This window comes from Nitrospira sp., assembly GCA_016715825.1.
Classification (GTDB): domain Bacteria; phylum Nitrospirota; class Nitrospiria; order Nitrospirales; family Nitrospiraceae; genus Nitrospira_D.
Genome location: JADJXO010000006.1, coordinates 1 through 16,016 on the forward strand (window position 1 = coordinate 1; position 16,016 = coordinate 16,016).

The 16,016-nt window shown below is 55.4% G+C and carries 16 protein-coding genes; 11 read left to right on the forward strand and 5 right to left on the reverse strand.

The annotated features are described in order from the left end of the window. Both IPM58_13160 and IPM58_13165 read left to right on the forward strand, forming a co-directional pair. The coding region (locus IPM58_13160) for a DNA topoisomerase IV subunit A (GenBank protein ID MBK9308001.1) at nucleotides 1-830 on the forward strand (830 nt) is incomplete at its 5' end. A 57-nt stretch (nucleotides 831-887) separates the two neighbouring features. Further along, a complete protein-coding gene (locus tag IPM58_13165; protein ID MBK9308002.1) occupies nucleotides 888-2,447 on the forward strand; it encodes a DEAD/DEAH box helicase family protein in 1,560 nt (519 codons plus the stop codon). Between the two features lie 18 nt (nucleotides 2,448-2,465). Here the strand turns inward: IPM58_13165 and IPM58_13170 are convergent, their stop codons facing one another. Beyond that, nucleotides 2,466-2,894: a type II toxin-antitoxin system VapC family toxin gene (locus IPM58_13170; protein MBK9308003.1), complete on the reverse strand. Its 429-nt coding sequence runs from the start codon at nucleotides 2,892-2,894 to the stop codon at nucleotides 2,466-2,468. Beyond that, nucleotides 2,881-3,135 carry a CopG family transcriptional regulator gene (locus IPM58_13175; protein ID MBK9308004.1) on the reverse strand — a complete coding sequence of 85 codons (255 nt, stop codon included), beginning with the start codon at nucleotides 3,133-3,135 and terminating at the stop codon, nucleotides 2,881-2,883. Before IPM58_13175 ends, IPM58_13170 begins: the two co-directional genes overlap by 14 nt. A 105-nt stretch (nucleotides 3,136-3,240) precedes the next feature. Here IPM58_13175 and IPM58_13180 point away from each other — a divergent pair, with 105 nt between their 5' ends. Together IPM58_13180 and IPM58_13185 are read left to right on the forward strand one after the other, a co-directional pair. Next, nucleotides 3,241-3,696, forward strand: coding sequence for a helix-turn-helix domain-containing protein (locus IPM58_13180; protein ID MBK9308005.1), 456 nt, complete (start codon nucleotides 3,241-3,243; stop codon nucleotides 3,694-3,696). Continuing rightward, complete coding sequence (locus IPM58_13185) at nucleotides 3,666-3,803, forward strand: hypothetical protein (GenBank protein ID MBK9308006.1); 138 nt, start codon at nucleotides 3,666-3,668, stop codon at nucleotides 3,801-3,803. The genes IPM58_13180 and IPM58_13185 overlap by 31 nt, the downstream gene beginning before the upstream one ends. A 446-nt stretch (nucleotides 3,804-4,249) precedes the next feature. Here IPM58_13185 and IPM58_13190 read toward each other — a convergent pair whose 3' ends face one another. Further along, entirely contained in the window at nucleotides 4,250-4,555 is a 306-nt protein-coding gene (locus IPM58_13190; GenBank protein MBK9308007.1) for a DUF3817 domain-containing protein, read from the reverse strand. 702 nt (nucleotides 4,556-5,257) lie between these two features. Between IPM58_13190 and IPM58_13195 the strand changes: the two genes are divergently transcribed. Then, the gene (locus IPM58_13195) at nucleotides 5,258-5,719 is read left to right on the forward strand and encodes a hypothetical protein (protein ID MBK9308008.1); all 462 of its coding nucleotides are present in this window, start codon (nucleotides 5,258-5,260) and stop codon (nucleotides 5,717-5,719) included. Nucleotides 5,720-5,776: 57 nt separating this feature from the next. Here IPM58_13195 and IPM58_13200 read toward each other — a convergent pair whose 3' ends face one another. Continuing rightward, entirely contained in the window at nucleotides 5,777-6,799 is a 1,023-nt protein-coding gene (locus IPM58_13200; GenBank protein MBK9308009.1) for an endonuclease/exonuclease/phosphatase family protein, read from the reverse strand. Between the two features lie 162 nt (nucleotides 6,800-6,961). Between IPM58_13200 and IPM58_13205 the strand changes: the two genes are divergently transcribed. The 5 genes from IPM58_13205 to IPM58_13225 all read left to right on the forward strand — a co-directional run bounded on the left by IPM58_13205 (nucleotide 6,962) and on the right by IPM58_13225 (nucleotide 14,405). Further along, the gene (locus IPM58_13205; GenBank protein MBK9308010.1) at nucleotides 6,962-7,228 is read left to right on the forward strand and encodes a thioredoxin family protein; all 267 of its coding nucleotides are present in this window, start codon (nucleotides 6,962-6,964) and stop codon (nucleotides 7,226-7,228) included. Between the two features lie 6 nt (nucleotides 7,229-7,234). Next, complete coding sequence (locus IPM58_13210; protein MBK9308011.1) at nucleotides 7,235-7,393, forward strand: hypothetical protein; 159 nt, start codon at nucleotides 7,235-7,237, stop codon at nucleotides 7,391-7,393. A 105-nt stretch (nucleotides 7,394-7,498) separates the two neighbouring features. Continuing rightward, nucleotides 7,499-10,669: an exodeoxyribonuclease V subunit gamma gene (locus IPM58_13215; protein ID MBK9308012.1), complete on the forward strand. Its 3,171-nt coding sequence runs from the start codon at nucleotides 7,499-7,501 to the stop codon at nucleotides 10,667-10,669. Further along, nucleotides 10,662-14,009 carry a UvrD-helicase domain-containing protein gene (locus tag IPM58_13220; GenBank protein MBK9308013.1) on the forward strand — a complete coding sequence of 1,116 codons (3,348 nt, stop codon included), beginning with the start codon at nucleotides 10,662-10,664 and terminating at the stop codon, nucleotides 14,007-14,009. Before IPM58_13215 ends, IPM58_13220 begins: the two co-directional genes overlap by 8 nt. Nucleotides 14,010-14,027: 18 nt before the next feature. Continuing rightward, on the forward strand, nucleotides 14,028-14,405 hold the full coding sequence (locus IPM58_13225; GenBank protein ID MBK9308014.1) for a metallopeptidase family protein: 378 nt from the start codon (nucleotides 14,028-14,030) through the stop codon (nucleotides 14,403-14,405). Nucleotides 14,406-14,424: 19 nt separating this feature from the next. Here IPM58_13225 and IPM58_13230 read toward each other — a convergent pair whose 3' ends face one another. Continuing rightward, nucleotides 14,425-15,219 carry a prolipoprotein diacylglyceryl transferase gene (locus tag IPM58_13230; protein ID MBK9308015.1) on the reverse strand — a complete coding sequence of 265 codons (795 nt, stop codon included), beginning with the start codon at nucleotides 15,217-15,219 and terminating at the stop codon, nucleotides 14,425-14,427. Between the two features lie 465 nt (nucleotides 15,220-15,684). On the opposite strand from IPM58_13230, the gene IPM58_13235 reads away from it, so the two are divergent. Then, nucleotides 15,685-15,954, forward strand: coding sequence for a YtxH domain-containing protein (locus IPM58_13235; GenBank protein MBK9308016.1), 270 nt, complete (start codon nucleotides 15,685-15,687; stop codon nucleotides 15,952-15,954). Nucleotides 15,955-16,016 lie beyond the last annotated feature (62 nt).

Sequence of the window (16,016 nt, forward strand, 5' to 3'; positions counted from 1 at the left end):
CGACCTCGCTTCGAGAAATTTATTACCGCACGAAACATACGATTAAAAACTCGCATGAAAATACTTTCGACACGCAGGATGAATCCGATCCCGTGATCGAAGATCTCGAAGTGTCCCTTGCCGCGCTCCGGGAAGAACTGCACGTGCGGGCGGAGAACAGCGGGAGTATCGTCGGGCCGGTGGTCTTTGGGGACGACGGCGATCGGGTCGATTGTTCCAAGCTGGGGAAGGGCGGGTATTCAGTCCCGTCGATTGTCGAACCGGAATATTTGGAGATCCGCCGCTGTGCCGCGGATTTCGTATTGCTTGTCGAAAAGGGAACGCAGTGGAACCGGCTCTCGGAGGACAAGTTCTGGCGGCGCTACAACTGTATTCTCCTGACCGGAAACGGTCAGCCACCGCGTGGTGTCCGTCGCCTGGCACGACGGCTCCATGAAGAATGCAAGCTGCCCGTGTATGTCTTAGTCGACAATGATCCTTGGGGGTACTACATTTACTCCGTCATCAAACAGGGGTCGATCAATCTGGCCTTTGAAAGCCAGCGGATGGCGATTCCAAAAGCCAAATTCATCGGCTTGTCCAGCGCCGATCCCGAGCGGTACGAGTTGCCGCGTAATGTCGGGATCAAACTGAATGAGAAAGACATCGCGCGTGCCAAGGAGCTGATGAACTATACGTGGTTCAAGAAGCCGGCCTGGCAGGCGGAGATCAAGCGCATGTTGACCAGCGGATTGAAGTACGAACTCGATTCGCTGGCGAATAAGGATTTCCAGTACTTGACGAAGAAGTATCTGCCGAGAAAGCTCAAGGAAAAAGACTGGCTGGATTAACCGGCCCCTATCCGTGCCATTATTGAGCCACCACACGTTCGATTCCACGAACCGGCTATGAAGAGCTTGCCTGCCTGGACGGCGCCCCTTCGTGACTGGCAGCAACGCGCTCTGTCCGCGGTCTGTACCCATCAATCCAAAGATTTTCTGGCCATGGCCACTCCTGCCGCAGGAAAGACGCGCTTTGCGCTTCGCGTCGCGCACCAGTTCATGACGAAACAGGCTGCGGTCCGAGTCCTGGTCGTCTGCCCGACGAATCACCTCCGCACGCAATGGTCGGATGCGGCTGGGAAGATGGGGCTACAGCTTGATCCGTCTCTGACCAACGAACAGGCCTCTGAAGCGGCTGATTATCATGGCGCCGTGGTTACCTATCAGCAAGTCTGTCTTGCCCCAGAAATCTTTCAGCGCGTCTGTAAGAGCAAGAAGACGCTGCTCATTTTTGACGAGTTGCATCATGCAGGTGATGGAAAAAACTGGGGGAAGGCCCTGCGCTCGGCGTTTGAACCGGCGGTGTTTCGATTGATCTTGTCCGGGACCCCGTTTCGTTCAGACAACAATCCGATCCCGTTTATTCGATACGAGAACGGAGAAAGCCGGGCGGATTTCGCCTATGGGTATACCGATGCCATTCGCGACAATGTCTGCCGGCCCATTGTCTTTCCGAGCTACGAAGGCGAGCTCAGCTGGCTGTCTGAGGGTCGCGAACATCAGGCGACCTTTGAAGACGGGTTGACGTTCAATAGGCAGCGGGAACGGTTGAAAACGGCGCTCCTTCAAGAAACCTGGCTTGGGCCGGTGATCACCGACGCCCATGTACAACTCACGCGTCTTCGCCAGCAAGAACAGCCGGATGCCGGAGGGCTCATCGTTTGTATGGATCAGGAACATGCACGCTGGGTGGCGGATCTCGTCGGTCGTGTGGCGGGTACAAAAGCAGCCGTTGCGGTGTCCGATGATCCCGCCGCCTCGCACACCATTGAGGAGTTTGCCGGTCATCCAAAACAGCAATGGCTCGTGGCCGTGAACATGGTGAGCGAAGGTGTCGATATTCCACGGCTCCGCGTCGGTGTCTACGGGACGAATGTGATCACGGAAATGTATTTCCGACAGGTGGTCGGTCGGTTTGTTCGGATGCAGGAGGGCTTCCCCAAACCACAGCGGGCGTGGTTGTATCTGCCCAAAGATCCCATCCTGGTGCACTATGCCAAGCAGATCAAGGCAGAGCGGGATCATGTTTTGGAAGACGTCATGCCGCCTGGCCAGCGAGACCTCTTCGGTCGCGTTACGATCTCGACCAATGAATACATGCCGCTCATGGCCGTGGCGAGAATGGATAGCCTGATCGGCGAAGAGGAAGTGCGAGGGGAAACTGATGGAGGCATGGCACCTCAGTCGGCGGTGTCACTCCACCAGCAGAAGCACGAGCTGCGGGATCTTCATCGGTTGCTTGTTAGTGCCGTTTCTCGAACCAGCGGGATGGACCATCGCCGACTCAACGCGGAACTGATCGCCCGTACCGGGAGCCGCGTTGACCAGGCAACGGTCGAGCAGCTTAAGAAACGGATTCAACTATTGGAAAAATGGAAAGAACGTGGGTATGACGGAAAACGGTGACTGATTCTGTGGGAAAAACTACTCCAATGGATGACGGACTCGAAGTCCGGCAAAACGATAAAAATCGCGGTCGGTGGTGACCCATTCACTGCCACTTTCGATTGCCAACGCCGCAAGAAAGGCATCGGGAACCAGGTTGCCTTTCACATCGGTCGTTTCACAGAGACGAGAGAAGATGTCCCAGTGGCGGGGGCCAGGATTGATGATCGTACAATTGGGTTGATTGCGTAGCTCTTTGACGAACACCATGGCTTTCCCCATTGTGCTTGGGGGATGAAAGACCTGCGGGTGAGTGACAACGCGTAGAAACCCGCTCAAGACCAAATCGGCTAGACCATAGGGATGATCGGAGTTGATCAGTTGTTCAAGCCAACGGCGATAGGATGTGTGGTCAGCTGAATCCTCCCGATGGGCATAGACGAGCACATTGACGTCAAGAAGAACCACGAGGTCGCTCCATAACGGCGAGGAGGGCAGCTGAATCGTTCAAATCGACACCAGGGCGAATGCCGCGGCCGGAGACCGTCGTGAGTTTCACCAGTTTTCTGGTGTGCTTGCTGGTGGCCTGACGAGCAAGCGCTTGGCGTAGTGCATCTTCGATGATAGCCGTCAATGACTTACCAGAGTCGTGAGCCAGGCGTTTGGCTGACTTGAGTAGTTGGTCATCCAGTCGAATTGTCGTACGCATGCATCAAAGCATGCCAGCATGACATTAATATGTCAAGAAAGGATGTAGGCAGTGGAGCTAGCACATCATCTGTCCGGTTGAGAGTGGCCCGCAAGGAGGGCCACGATGGCACGGGCGAACGTGCTCCAGGAGGTGCGACGGATGCAATTCGAGGAGCTGTATGTGAGACGACCACGGCGAGAGCTGGCGATGGCCGAGGTGGCGGAACTCTTGGGGGTGACGGAACGGACATTCCGTCGGTGGAGTGCCCGCTATGAAGTGAACAGTGTCGAAGGCCTGGAGGATCGACGGCTGGGCCGCGCCTCTGCTTGGGCGGTCCCGGTCGACGAGACGCGGCGGATGGTGACGGTGTACGCGACTCACTACACCGACTGGAGCATGAAGCATGTTCACGAGCGATGGTGCAGGGAGCATGAGGGACACACGCTCCCATACGTAGACGATGAACCGGCTGCAACGGGCCAGGCAGGTGGCGCGAGCTGTGGGATCTTCATCGGTTGCTTGGTAGTGCCATTTCTCGAACCGGAGGGATGGACCATCGCCGACTCAATGCGGAACTGATTGCCCGCACCGGGAGCCGCGTCGATCAGGCGACGGTCGAGCAGCTCAAGAAACGGATTCAATTGTTGGAGCGGTGGAAAGAGCGAGGGTACGACAGGAAACGGTGAGGCAATCTGCCGCCAACTTCGAGAGTGCGCTATCCGTTGCACGTTGCATTAGGTCTCTCGATACGGTACCAGGCTGTTTTCGATCATTGGGCTAATTCCATTTCTGGAAAGGAGCTGAACCAACGAGTTCATTGACAGGTTCATGTGCGGAGTAGGTCCGATAAATACGTGTTCCAGCTCCAGTTTGGCCTGGGTGATTCGTTGGCCAACCCACTGCAACATCTAGTCGAGAATCGTACGGTTGTTAGTTCCTTGGGCAAGCCTCCGTCTGATCTCATCTCTGAGTAATCCCGCTGTGTGTCCGAGCTCAGCAGAGTCGTTGAAATAGTGGATGTCTGTTGCCCATAGTCCGTGCTCCTTGATGATGTTCTGAATAGCGTCCAAAGTAGTGTAGTGGTACAGCCTACTGGTCGGCGTCAGCGCATAGAGTGCGTCAATAATTGCATTCATATGGTGGAGCTAGAATCGACTTCTTTCTCACGCAGGTACTTGTCGAACACAAATGGCCCGAACGGGAGAAGCGAGGCAAGAAAGGCATAGAAGGAAACCCGATTGCTCCAGCGAAGTGTGGTTCGCAACTGAACCAACTGGGCGACATAGGCTAAGAATAAGATTCCGTGAATTGCTCCGACGACGGTGACGACTCTCGGCATTTCCATCACGTACTTCATCGGCATCGCGATACATAGCAACACGAGAAATGAACTACCTTCAGCCAAGGCGGTTATTCTAAATCGTCGGATCTGGTCCATGAGTATCTAGCGATCCTTTCTGAAATATCTGGGTTTAGGGGTGAGTCATGCCCAGGCTCCGATATTCTCTATGGACCTGTGAATCAGTGTCAATGCGGGTTGGTGGGATAAAAGTCTCATATGTATGCGGGATATAGTAAATGATGCAGTGGGCGCAGCGCATTGAAACCGGAACGGTTATGTCGTCTTGTTCAAGTGCGCAAGTGGGGAATTAGCATAGGGAAAAGTCGAAGATTCAGTACGTATGCGGATCGGTCTAAACGCTGTTTGGCCGTATGGACACTGTCCGAATGCTTCACAAGACGCAAGAGCGTGAGTTTTTCGCACATCACATGCTGTTGCATGCCGCTGGGTGTCAACTCGAAGAAGCTGAAGCAAGCGAGGTTGGCCAATTCAATAGATACCTCGCTGCAATGGTTCTTTTATCTCTCGCCATAGAAGCGTCTGTCTGAATAATATTGAACTACGTGTGTTCAGTGTCTTTATCGATCAAGATAATAAAATCGATAGGGGAATGCGGTGTCCATAGCCGGCCGAGCGCGGTTCCACAACCGACCATTGAACAGTAATGGCTACTCGCACTAAAATGAACAGGCGTATTCATTTGGTCGAGCGAGTGCACAGTTCCATTGGCGTAACGTGTATCGGAGCGGGAAAGTCATTCATTACTGCTTCAGTTTCTTCTCTTCAGGGAGACGCAACTTGAGACCTACATATCTCATCGCCATCCTCACATTGTTTCTCGCGTCGCATGGTCATGCAGCCGGTCCCATGGCCGCGCAAGTATGTAACCAACTCTCGGATCCTTCGTTGGTTTCCGTCCAGGCCACGATGGGTATGGGCCAGGGCTGCGCCTGGCAATGGCCAAACGGTCAAGCGCTATCCATGTACGTGCATATCGAGAAACAAGATGAAGCAGTGGCGTCGATGAAACAGGTGATGGAGACTAACTTAAAGAACCCAGCCTTTAAACAAAAAACCTTTCCAGTCTGCACCGGCGGTGACATGGTGGTCGGCGATTTTAAAAACAAGAGCGGTCCGGGTGGAGCGGGATATACGCGATGTTCTGGGTTCGTGCTGACTTTTGGCTTTCAGGGCGTCGATGCTGAAAAGGAATTACCGAAAGTCGCAAACAAGCTCGCCGGAACCCCCTTCACGAGATAACCATGGCTGTAGAGTCTGCATCATGGTTAGAGGACAGAATGTAATTGCCTGATTCTCTTAATTCCTTCCGCGCTCTGGTAGACCGATCTGCCGAGGTCTCGACTTTTGCCGAACACTTGTCTTGGGGAGCTTGCTCATTCGTGGCCTGTCGACCGGTGCTAGCTCAATATCTGCCAACACACCGCGATGGTCTGATGGCCACAGCGCATCGCCATTGGGGAGGAGACCGGGTTGATCAAACGCCAGGCGGCTGGCGCGCACGACCGGATCCTTTCCGTTTGTTCCATCTACCAGGAAAATAAAATCGACGCGACGATCGGCGGTGGGCCATTCGACGTGGATGTTTTGCCAGACGGTACCGCCGGATATTCCTGGATTCGCAACTCGGAAAGCATCGATCAATCCGGGATCTTTTTGCCATTCAGCAAGAACAGCAGACTGTTCACTAGTGTTCAAATCGCCCATCAGAATCGCTCGTCCCGTTCCTCGATATTCACGAAACACCTCTCCGACTCGTTCGAGTTGGCAGTCATCTCCTTTAGACGTATGGGCTGAAAAGACTTGGACCGGTCCATCTGGAGCGTCGATTGCAGCGCGCAGAAGAATGCGGGGATCCATGCGCCGCTCGCAGCGAGGCAGATCGTAGACTTCCCAGGCTACGATTGGATAGCGACTCAAGATCGCCGGTCCTTCCTTGAAGCCGATGGTTGAAGTGATCAGCCGATCTAGGAAGCGGATCCCGGAAATGTGTTGGGTCGCAGGCTCGAATACCATCTGATACCCAAGGGCCTCGGCGATCCGTTGTGGGACATTGCCATGTTTTCGGCTATCCGATGCCTCCTGAAGCGCGATCACGTCAGGTTGCAGCCGTTGCAGTTCCTGAATGGTCATGTCGAGACGTTCTTCGAGGTGGGTGCCGTTCTCGAAGAATCCCGACCATGGCCCGTCATGGAGTAGGTTGTAGGTGAGGACACGCAGCGCGACCGAATCGTATGTGTTGTCCTCAGCAACAGCCGCAGAATTGAAGCTTACTACTGTGATGACGAGCCACAGGAGGATATACCCGATGCGTCTATTCATGTGTGATGCGCACACCATACGCCTTTGGGATAAACCTTTCCACTGCCAGCTGTACCTAGTGGATAATGAAATTTGGAATGGGCCCTCTCATCCTTGCGTGCCGTTTTCTGCGGATGCTAAGATCACGTCTGTTGAATATTTAGGACTTATTCTGGAAGAGTTATGCCGAATATTACCTTGCTTGTCTCACCCAGCTGCGGAGCCTGTCCCTCGGCGAAGAGCCTGTGGAAACAGTTGCGTGTGAAATATAGCTTTTCCTATCGAGAAGTGGATATCACCACCAAGGACGGTCAGGAATTGGCGGATCGCCATTCGGTCCGAGCCGTGCCTGCGACGATTCTCGACGGAAAGCTGACGTTCGTCGGAGTTCCGAGTCGGGAGAGCGCAGAAAAGGCCCTTCAACTGAAGATCAAACAGAGAGAAGGGTAGGAAGTGATGGACGAAGACGATAACGAGCTCCCGGATCTTCTTCCTCTCATTGCTAAGGGGCCACCGCCGGACTGCCCGATCTGCGGCGATCCCATGTCGTTTATCGACGGCGATTGGGCGTGCGTCGATTGTAACGGCGAGCTCTTGGGACCAGAGACCGGCTGATCGTGTCGTTCGTCGCTCGCTGTTCGTGAAGCGTTAATCAGAAGAGAGAACACAATGCCAGTGTTCACACGCTTTACATGTCACGCTTCACGAAATACGCGTTAGATGTTGCGAGTCATCACCGGGCGCTTTCACCCTGTTCTCGAAACCGCTCTTGTCGATCATCTCACGCGTGCCAAGGCTACCGATCCTCTTGCACCGATAGGCATCTTCGTTCCCTCCACATCACTCGCTGACCGTCTTCGCACGCTCCTGTCCGTCGAACAGGGGGTGTCCTTCCTGAATCTTCACATACTGACCTTTCATCAATTAGCTTTGAGGCTGGCCGGAGAAGTCTCGGGTCGTTGTCCATTGCCGCGTCTAGTAGATGAGTTGTTCTTTGAGCAATTGGTCCGTCACATCGTTCGCAGCAAGCTGTCCAGCCAGGTTCCGCTACAACGAATCGGGCAATCCTCTGGAACATGGGGAGCGCTCTGGGCGACGATTCGTGATTTGCGGGATGCCGATGTCGATCCAAAGCAGGTATGGCAAAGTCTCGGAGAAGGGTATTTTGAGGAGGACGACCAGGAGTGGCTCGGGGCCCTGATCTCGCTCTACGCGGCCGTGAAGGAAGCCGGCAGAACGCTGGAGGCTGGAACGCAAGATGATCTGGCGGAGGTGCTTCTTCCGTTGATCCCGACCGTTTCGTTCCTCCGGTCGTTGAAGCACGTGTTCTATTATGGGTTTTATGATCTCACGCAGGTACAGCTGTCTTTCTTTGGAGCCGTCAGCCGAACCAAGGACACAACGTTGTTTTTCCCACTGGAGGACGATCCTGCCTATGCATTTGCCCGGCGGTTTTTCGATCGGTCCATCCAGCCGTTGATCCTGCAGGACGAGGCGACGATTCGGTTGGAGCAGGAGTCCACTCACGGAGCGGAACATCCCCTCCAGCTCACTCTCAGAAGTGTGATCGGTGTGGAGGAAGAATTGGCAGTCACCTGCCGCACGATCCTCGATCTGGTTGAAACCAACGGCTATCGGTTCGACGAGATTGGCGTCACTGCTAGGACTGTCGACCCATACAGCCCGTTTCTTCAGTCGCTCTTCGATCGCCATCGGATTCCCTTCCAGACGACCGCATCGAGACCGTTGATTCACGAACCGATCTGCAAGCTCGTGCTGCAACTGGCTTCCCTCCCGTTAAGTGACTTCTATCGCGGGTCAGTTCTCGATGTGGTGACATCCCCACTCTATAAAACTGACCTATCCGACGACCTGTCGGAGTCGTATCGCCCAGACCTATGGAAAGTGCTGGTTCAAGCCCTCCATATCACTCACGGGGTTGAGGAGTGGAGGCGGTTGGAGCGGGCCAGTCACGCCGCATTGATCGTGGAGGAAGATGAGAGCCCAATCGGCTCACTTGCAATTGCGACGGGAGTGATCGATCTCCTCTGGCAGGTGGTCTCACAACTCATGGAAGACTGCTCGCACCTCCCTTCGCGAGGCACGATCAGCCAGATGGTTACGGCTTATCGGACTCTTGTCGAGCGGCGTCTGCGGCGGCCGGAGGGCGCAGAATTACCTGCCGAGAGTGCACAGATGGTTCACCGACCGCTCGTATGGGATGCCATCGATCATGTCTGGGCCACACTTCTGGAATTGGAGCCGCTCACCGAGGAGATGACCTGGGCGGAATTCGTGGAACTGCTGACGCACACCTTCGAACGAACAAGAATTCCTCTCCGCGATGGTTCTCCGCATGGAGTGATGGTGCTCGACGTGATGGCAGCTCGCGGGATCCCATTTAAAGCGCTATTCGTTCTCGGCCTGAACGAGAAAGTGTTCCCGCGGTATATTCGGGAAGATGCCTTTCTGAGGGATCGTCATCGGCGTGTGCTCGATGCCACGCTTGGATTCAAAATCGATGAAAAATTAACAGCTTATGAGGAAGAGATGCTGCTCTTCCACCTGCTCTGTCAAGCCACCAGTCAGAGGCTGTACCTCTCCTATCAACGGGCCGATGAAACCGGACGGATGCTGGCGACCTCTTCCTATATCGAAGACGCTCGCCGGCGGTTCGGTGCTCATGAACAACCGATTGAGGTGGTACCTCGCCGTGTGACTGATCGAGTAGTGCAACGGCCGCTGATCACGAGGTTCTTACCACCTCCAGAACTGACTCAATGGATGGCCTTGAACGGGCAAAACCCTATCGAATTGGTCCAAGCGCTCGGGCGTGACGTCGCCTCCTTCCAACATGCCCACGCGGCGCTGGATCGCATCGAAGAGGAAGGGAGTAGGCTGAATTCGTTCGATGGAATGGTCGGAGCGGTCGAGTCCCATTGGACGCGGCTTATGGACCGGGGTGTGGCTCCAACACCGATCGAACGGTATGCGCGCTGTCCCTTTCAATACTTTGCCTCAGATGTGCTGCGACTTGAGCCGGGCCGTCGTTCGATTTCGCAACAACCTGATGCGGCGCTGGTGGGGACGCTCTGCCACGCCGTATTGCGTCGGTGCTACGAACAACTTGTGCAGTCTGGATGGCCGGGTGTACAAGCCACGGACGAGGTAAAGAAACGAGCGATCTGCATATCGGTTGAACAGGTCGCAGCGGACCTCGAAGCGGAATATCGAACCGGTCATTATCTCCTGTGGGAGTTACAGAAAGACCAGATCGTGACGCTTGTCACTGCGGCTGTCGAGGCAGACGAAGCGGCGCAGGCCGAGCATCCGTACCAACCGATTGCTTTTGAAGTGGATGGGGAAGGGGCGATCCCCGATATTTTTGACGGAGCATCATTGAAGGTCCGTGGTCGAATCGATCGCCTTGATCGACACCGACACTCCGGAGCATTGCGCGTGATTGATTACAAGTTCAAACTCGGTTCGGTTATGAAACCGGAAGATCGCAATCTGACACAGTCTGCGGTTCGTGGGTCTCGGATGCAGCCACCGTTCTATAGTTGTCTCGCTGTCTCTGGGCAGCCCACGGCTCGTCATGTCCAATTCCTGTTTCTTGCACCTACGTGGCCGAAGCCGATAGATCGTTCGTCGTTTGATCCACCATCGTGGGCATCAGAGATCGGGAGGCTGATCCAACAGTCGATCAAGACCGTGATCGATGGGGTCCGGGCTGGGCGATTCTTTATCCTCCCGGACGGCTATTGCGACACGTGTGAGTTCCGTGTGATCTGCCGGAAAGAGCATACTCCGACATGGTGGAGGGCGTATCGAGCCATCGAGCCGAAAGAGTTGAAGATGCTGCGTACGCAGAAGGTCAACGATGCATAACGATTTGCTCATCCCGGATCGCGCGGCCCGAGAGTCGGCTGAGACGACCTTCGACCGCAACGTTGTGGTCGTGGCGGGTGCAGGGACCGGCAAGACAACCCTGTTGGTCAATCGTCTCGTCCATCTGCTGATGAAGGCACCGGCTCCGGTGTCGATTACGCAGGTGGTGGCGCTGACATTCACCAATAAGGCGGCAACCGAGATGAAGGTGCGGTTGCGAGAACGGCTGACCGTCCTCGCCCATCCACAATCCGATTCGTTGCGAGCAACCGACGGAGGGGCTGTTTCGAAGAGCGATCTCCAAGAGCGGTATGGACTGACCAGTGAGACGATCGCGGTGCGTGCCAAGGCCGCATTGCGCGAATTGGAGAAAGCGCAGATCGGCACACTTCATAGTTTTGCGGCTCACCTGCTACGACTCCATCCGTTGGAAAGCGGCGTCGACCCTGATTTCAAGGAAGATGATGGCCTGCGATTTGAAGAGCAGTTTACGGCGGCATGGGATTGCTGGGTCGATCAGGAATTAAACCGCAACGGCCGACACCACTCGGTCTGGCGATCGATCTTGTCATCGGTCACGCTCGATGCCGTCAGGTCGTTGGCCTGGTCCTTGTGCAGTGAATTGATCGATCTTGATGCGATGCAGAAACAACTTGCTTCGACGGCGATATCGCCGGCTCTGTCGGATTGGATGCAGCTCATGGGAGTACGAGCCGACCAGCTGTTGAACGAACACGACAGGCCGAAGCGCCGTAAGGTGGAGCAGATGCTGGCTGCTGCGGCTTCTGTGCTGAACCTTGTGGCAAGCAAGGGGTTGGCGGGCCGGCAAGATGTGCCAATCGAAGAACGAGGATGGCTTGACAAGGACCTTGGGAATGCGGTGGCTGGATGGGAGAAACATGATTTCAGAGAGGCGGGTGGCCTTATCGAGATCGCGCAACAGCTTCTGACGGTCGACCACGCATTCTTGAATGACCTTCTGCAACTCCTTATCCCGCTGGTGCGGAACATCCGAGAAACGTTTGTTCGACAAGGCTGGCTGTCTTTTGATGGGTTGTTGGCCCGGGCGAGGAGGTTGCTTTTTGAACACCCGACCGTCCGTGAGCGGATCAAACGAGAATATCGTGCCTTGTTGGTCGATGAGTTTCAGGACACGGACCCGACGCAGTACGAGATTATCCTGGCGGTTTCCGAGCGTCAGGGAACACAAGCGGCTCGATGGCAGGAGATGGTCCTCGAACAGGGGAAGCTGTTCATCGTGGGAGATCCGAAACAGTCGATCTATGCCTTTCGGCGAGCCGATATTGAAGCCTTCGATCGAGTCGTGGAGAAGGTCATGTCGGAGGGTGGAATCGCGCAGGCCTTGACGACGAACTTCCGTAGTGATGGCGCGGTCTTGGAGCCGGTCAATGAAACGTTCGATCGGCTCTTTGAGCGACGTCCGCTTGTCCAGCCGGCGAACGTGCGGTTAGAGGTACGCCCTCAGCGGAAACCAACTTTAGTCGAGCCAGGTGTTCGTCTCTGCGTGACGAGGCCGGATGGTGAGGACGAACCGTTCGACGCAGCAGGTGCGACGCGAGCTGAAAGCGAAGTGCTGGCTCGCTGGTTGGCTGAGGAGGTGCTCAGTCATCCCATGGTGAAGCCGGGTCACGTGGCGCTGCTGTTCAGGAAACTGACGCAGGCCGATGCGTACCTCGATGCATTGCGGCGGCACGAGATTCCCTATGTGATCGAAGGTGAGAAGCATTTTTACCGCCGCCAGGAAGTGATCGATTTCGTCAATCTCCTGCGTGTTTTGGACCATCCGCATGATGAAATTGCGGTGACAGGCCTCCTTCGTTCGCCGCTCGGAGGGCTGACGGATCGAGAACTCTATGAACTCAAGGAGGCTGGGCATTACAACTATCTCCTGGCAGACAATCTGAGGATATGGCCTCATGTCCGGGCCGATGCCGTCCGGCGACTGTATGAGCATCTGCTGTGGCTCCATCGAGCCATCCCTGTTGTGCCGCTGGCTGAGGCGCTTGATCTGGTGTTCGACCGATTGCCCGTCCTTGATTTGGCCGCTGCGTCGCTCCATGGGGAACAGGCTGTGGCCAATCTACTGAAGGTGAAGCAGACAGCCGCATCGCTCGCTGACCGACCGCACATGACGCTGAGTGGCTTCGTCGATTTGATGATTGCTCGACTCGAGGAACAGCCGGATGAGTCTGAAAGCCTCCTGGCCGAAGAGTCACTCGAGGCGGTGCACGTGCTGACGATTCATAAGGCCAAGGGGCTTGAATTTCCCATCGTCGTGCTGCCGGGTCTGCATCAAGGGAGTGGGCGTGAGCGGAGCGCGCCGCAGGTCTCCTATGATTGGTCGAGCGCAACCTATGGGCTCTTCCTCGGTCGGCATCGATCGCTTGGTTCACTGCTGGTCCAACACAAACTTCGGCTACGGGAAGATGCCGAACGTCGACGGGTGCTGTACGTCGGGATGACGAGAGCAAAAGAGATGCTGCTTTTGTCCGGCGGAGTCACGGCCCGTTCCGTCGGTGAAACGGTCTTCGAGCTGTTGCGCAACATCGGGACAGGAGAGATCGGAGATCGATCGACTGAAGCCTTGACCATCGGAGCTAGTAGGATTCCGCAACGAGTCGTCACAGCACCGGAACGAAAACGGCCTCGGCGACGTGTGGATGGGGTAGCCGGCGAGACGTCGATCGACCCACAAGAGATGGCTCGTCTATGGGAGGTGAGGACCGCTCGATGGAAAGAAACCGGCGAGCGCATGCATCATCTGACGCCAACGAGTCTGGACCAAGGGGAAGACTTCGTTCGAGGTGAGCTGATCGCAGTTCGACAGGATCCGGCTATTGGTCGCCTAGTCGGGGTAGTGACTCATCGCCTGCTGGAACGATGGGATTTTTCACGGGATCCCTCCGGGTTATCGGATCAGGTCAGCTCCGTTCTTCTGTCGGTCCTTGGCCCTGCCGAACAAGCCTATACTGAGATAGTCGAGGATGATGTGAAGAAGCTTCTCTTAGTCTTCGGTCGATCGGACGCCTATGCACGCCTGCAATCATCTCACATCCTCGGTCGTGAAGTTCCGTTTATCATGCCGTGGGGTGAGCGACAGGTAATGGAAGGAGTCATGGATCTCCTCTACCGGGTTGAAGGGGAGCTGTGGATCGCCGACTACAAGACGGATGGGGTTTCGTCGGATCAGGCGGCGGCTCGCGCCGAACGGTACCGAACGCAAAGCGAAGTCTACAGAGCCGCTGTGAAACAGGGACTGGGGGCCGAACCACGGTTCCATTGCCTTTTCCTGCGGTGTGGCGTTGCCATAGAATTGTAAGTCTTGTGGACTCTCAAAATGGCTCGACGAGAACCGATCTCCTCTGAAGCCTTTGCCGCGTTGGTCCAACAGGCTATTGCGGATCTTCCGCCTCCCTATGCCAAACTCGTGGAGTCCATTGCCGTCGTCGTAGAAGAAGAGCCGCCAGAGGATGTCTTGCGAGACCTAGAGCTGGATGAGAAGGATGATTTACTGGGTCTCTATCAAGGCCAATCGCTCGTAGATGACTCGTTCTTCAGGCCGGGCGGTGAGCCACCACCACGGATTTCCATCTATCGTGGACCGATCCTCCGGATATGCGAAAGTCCGGAGGAGGTGGTGCAGGAAGTGTATGACACGGTGGTGCACGAACTCGGACACCATGTCGGGCTGGATGATGATGAAATGCCTTACTGAAGAGCCTCGGTCAGAGCTCTTAAGAGTACACAGGCTTTTGCCTGGCTCGCTGGTAGCCCAACAGGAGCATGATTATTCCGATCAGTATCATCGGCAGGGAGAGAATCTGCCCCATGGTAATGGGGCCGAAGATGAAGCCGAGGTGTTGATCCGGCTCACGGAAGAGTTCAACGATCAGTCGGCTGGTACCGTACCCGGTCACAAAGGTCCAGAAGATCGTACCAGGAGGAGTCGGACGTCGATCGATCCACCACAAAACTGTGAACAGCGTGAGCCCTTCCAGCATGGCTTCGTATAGTTGTGAAGGGTGGCGACAAACCGGACCTCCGGTCGGGAAGACCATGCACCACGCAATGTCGGTCGACCGACCGAAGAGTTCGCCATTGATGAAATTCCCTATCCGACCGAACCCCAACCCGATCGGGGTGACGGAGGCCGCTAGATCCGCGATCGTGTAGGCTGGAATCCGGTGCCTACGGCTGAACCAGATCAGGGCGACGATTGTTCCGATGAGCCCGCCGTGGAAAGACATCCCTCCCTCCCAAACTGCGAGCAATTTCAGAGGGTTCTCGATGTAATAGGAAAAGTTGTAGAAGAGCGTATACCCGATCCGTCCACCCAAGAACACGCCGAAGGCCGCGTAGACGACCATGTCATAGATCTGGTCCTTCCGGATTTCCATCCCCTTGCGGCTCACCTTGTGCTGAATCAAGAAGTAGGCCGCCGTCAGGCCGATCAGGTACATCAGCCCATACCACCGCAATTGAATGGGACCCAGAGCAACAATGACGGGATCGATATTTGGGTACGGTATCGAGGCTAGTGAACTCATGTATTCTCTGTCAGGACTGTGCTCCGACTGGCATTGTTCGGATTCTGAACAGATTCAGAATGCCATGGTGATAGGTGCCTTTTCTGTGATCCATGGGGCAGCATTGCCGACGGATCATACGGGGGCTCACGGATCAATGCAAGCGGGTCTACGATGAACAGGATGATTGAGACAGAGTCCTGGGAAAACCTTGCCTACAAATGATTTCCCAGGATCAAATGTGTAGAAGTGTTGGATTTCTGAAACGACTGTGCCTTCCTCTGTCGAGAAAAAGAGACCCAATATTTGTCACTTCTAATCCGCGTGGGTCGCCTCGTTGATTTTCCGAGGAAATTGCCGACCGTTAGCCATGACCCCTGCTGGCACAAAGCATGCTGATACATGTTCATCAGAAGCACATTTGGATGGTTGTCCGCTACATCATAACCATTATGAGGGAGGTTCACCATGTCGGAGCAGGGGAAGTACGTCGCCAAGGCAGCTGCATTCATCGCCGGTGGAGCCGTCGTCGGAGCGGGACTGGGGCTCCTCTTCGCTCCACAGACCGGGTCTGATGCCCGTCGAAATATCAGCCGGTATGCTCGGAAGGCACAGGCCCAGACCAATCGGTGGGGAAGAGCAGTCAAGTCCGGTGTGAAGGTCGCGTTTGACCACAAGCCACCGATTGTCAACAATTGCGAAGAGCAGATTCCACATCTCGCGGCTGTTATGAACTGATTCCCACCGATGATCATCGGTGGCAGATCCACCCGTTGTGTCCCTCCTCCGTTGCGGCTGGA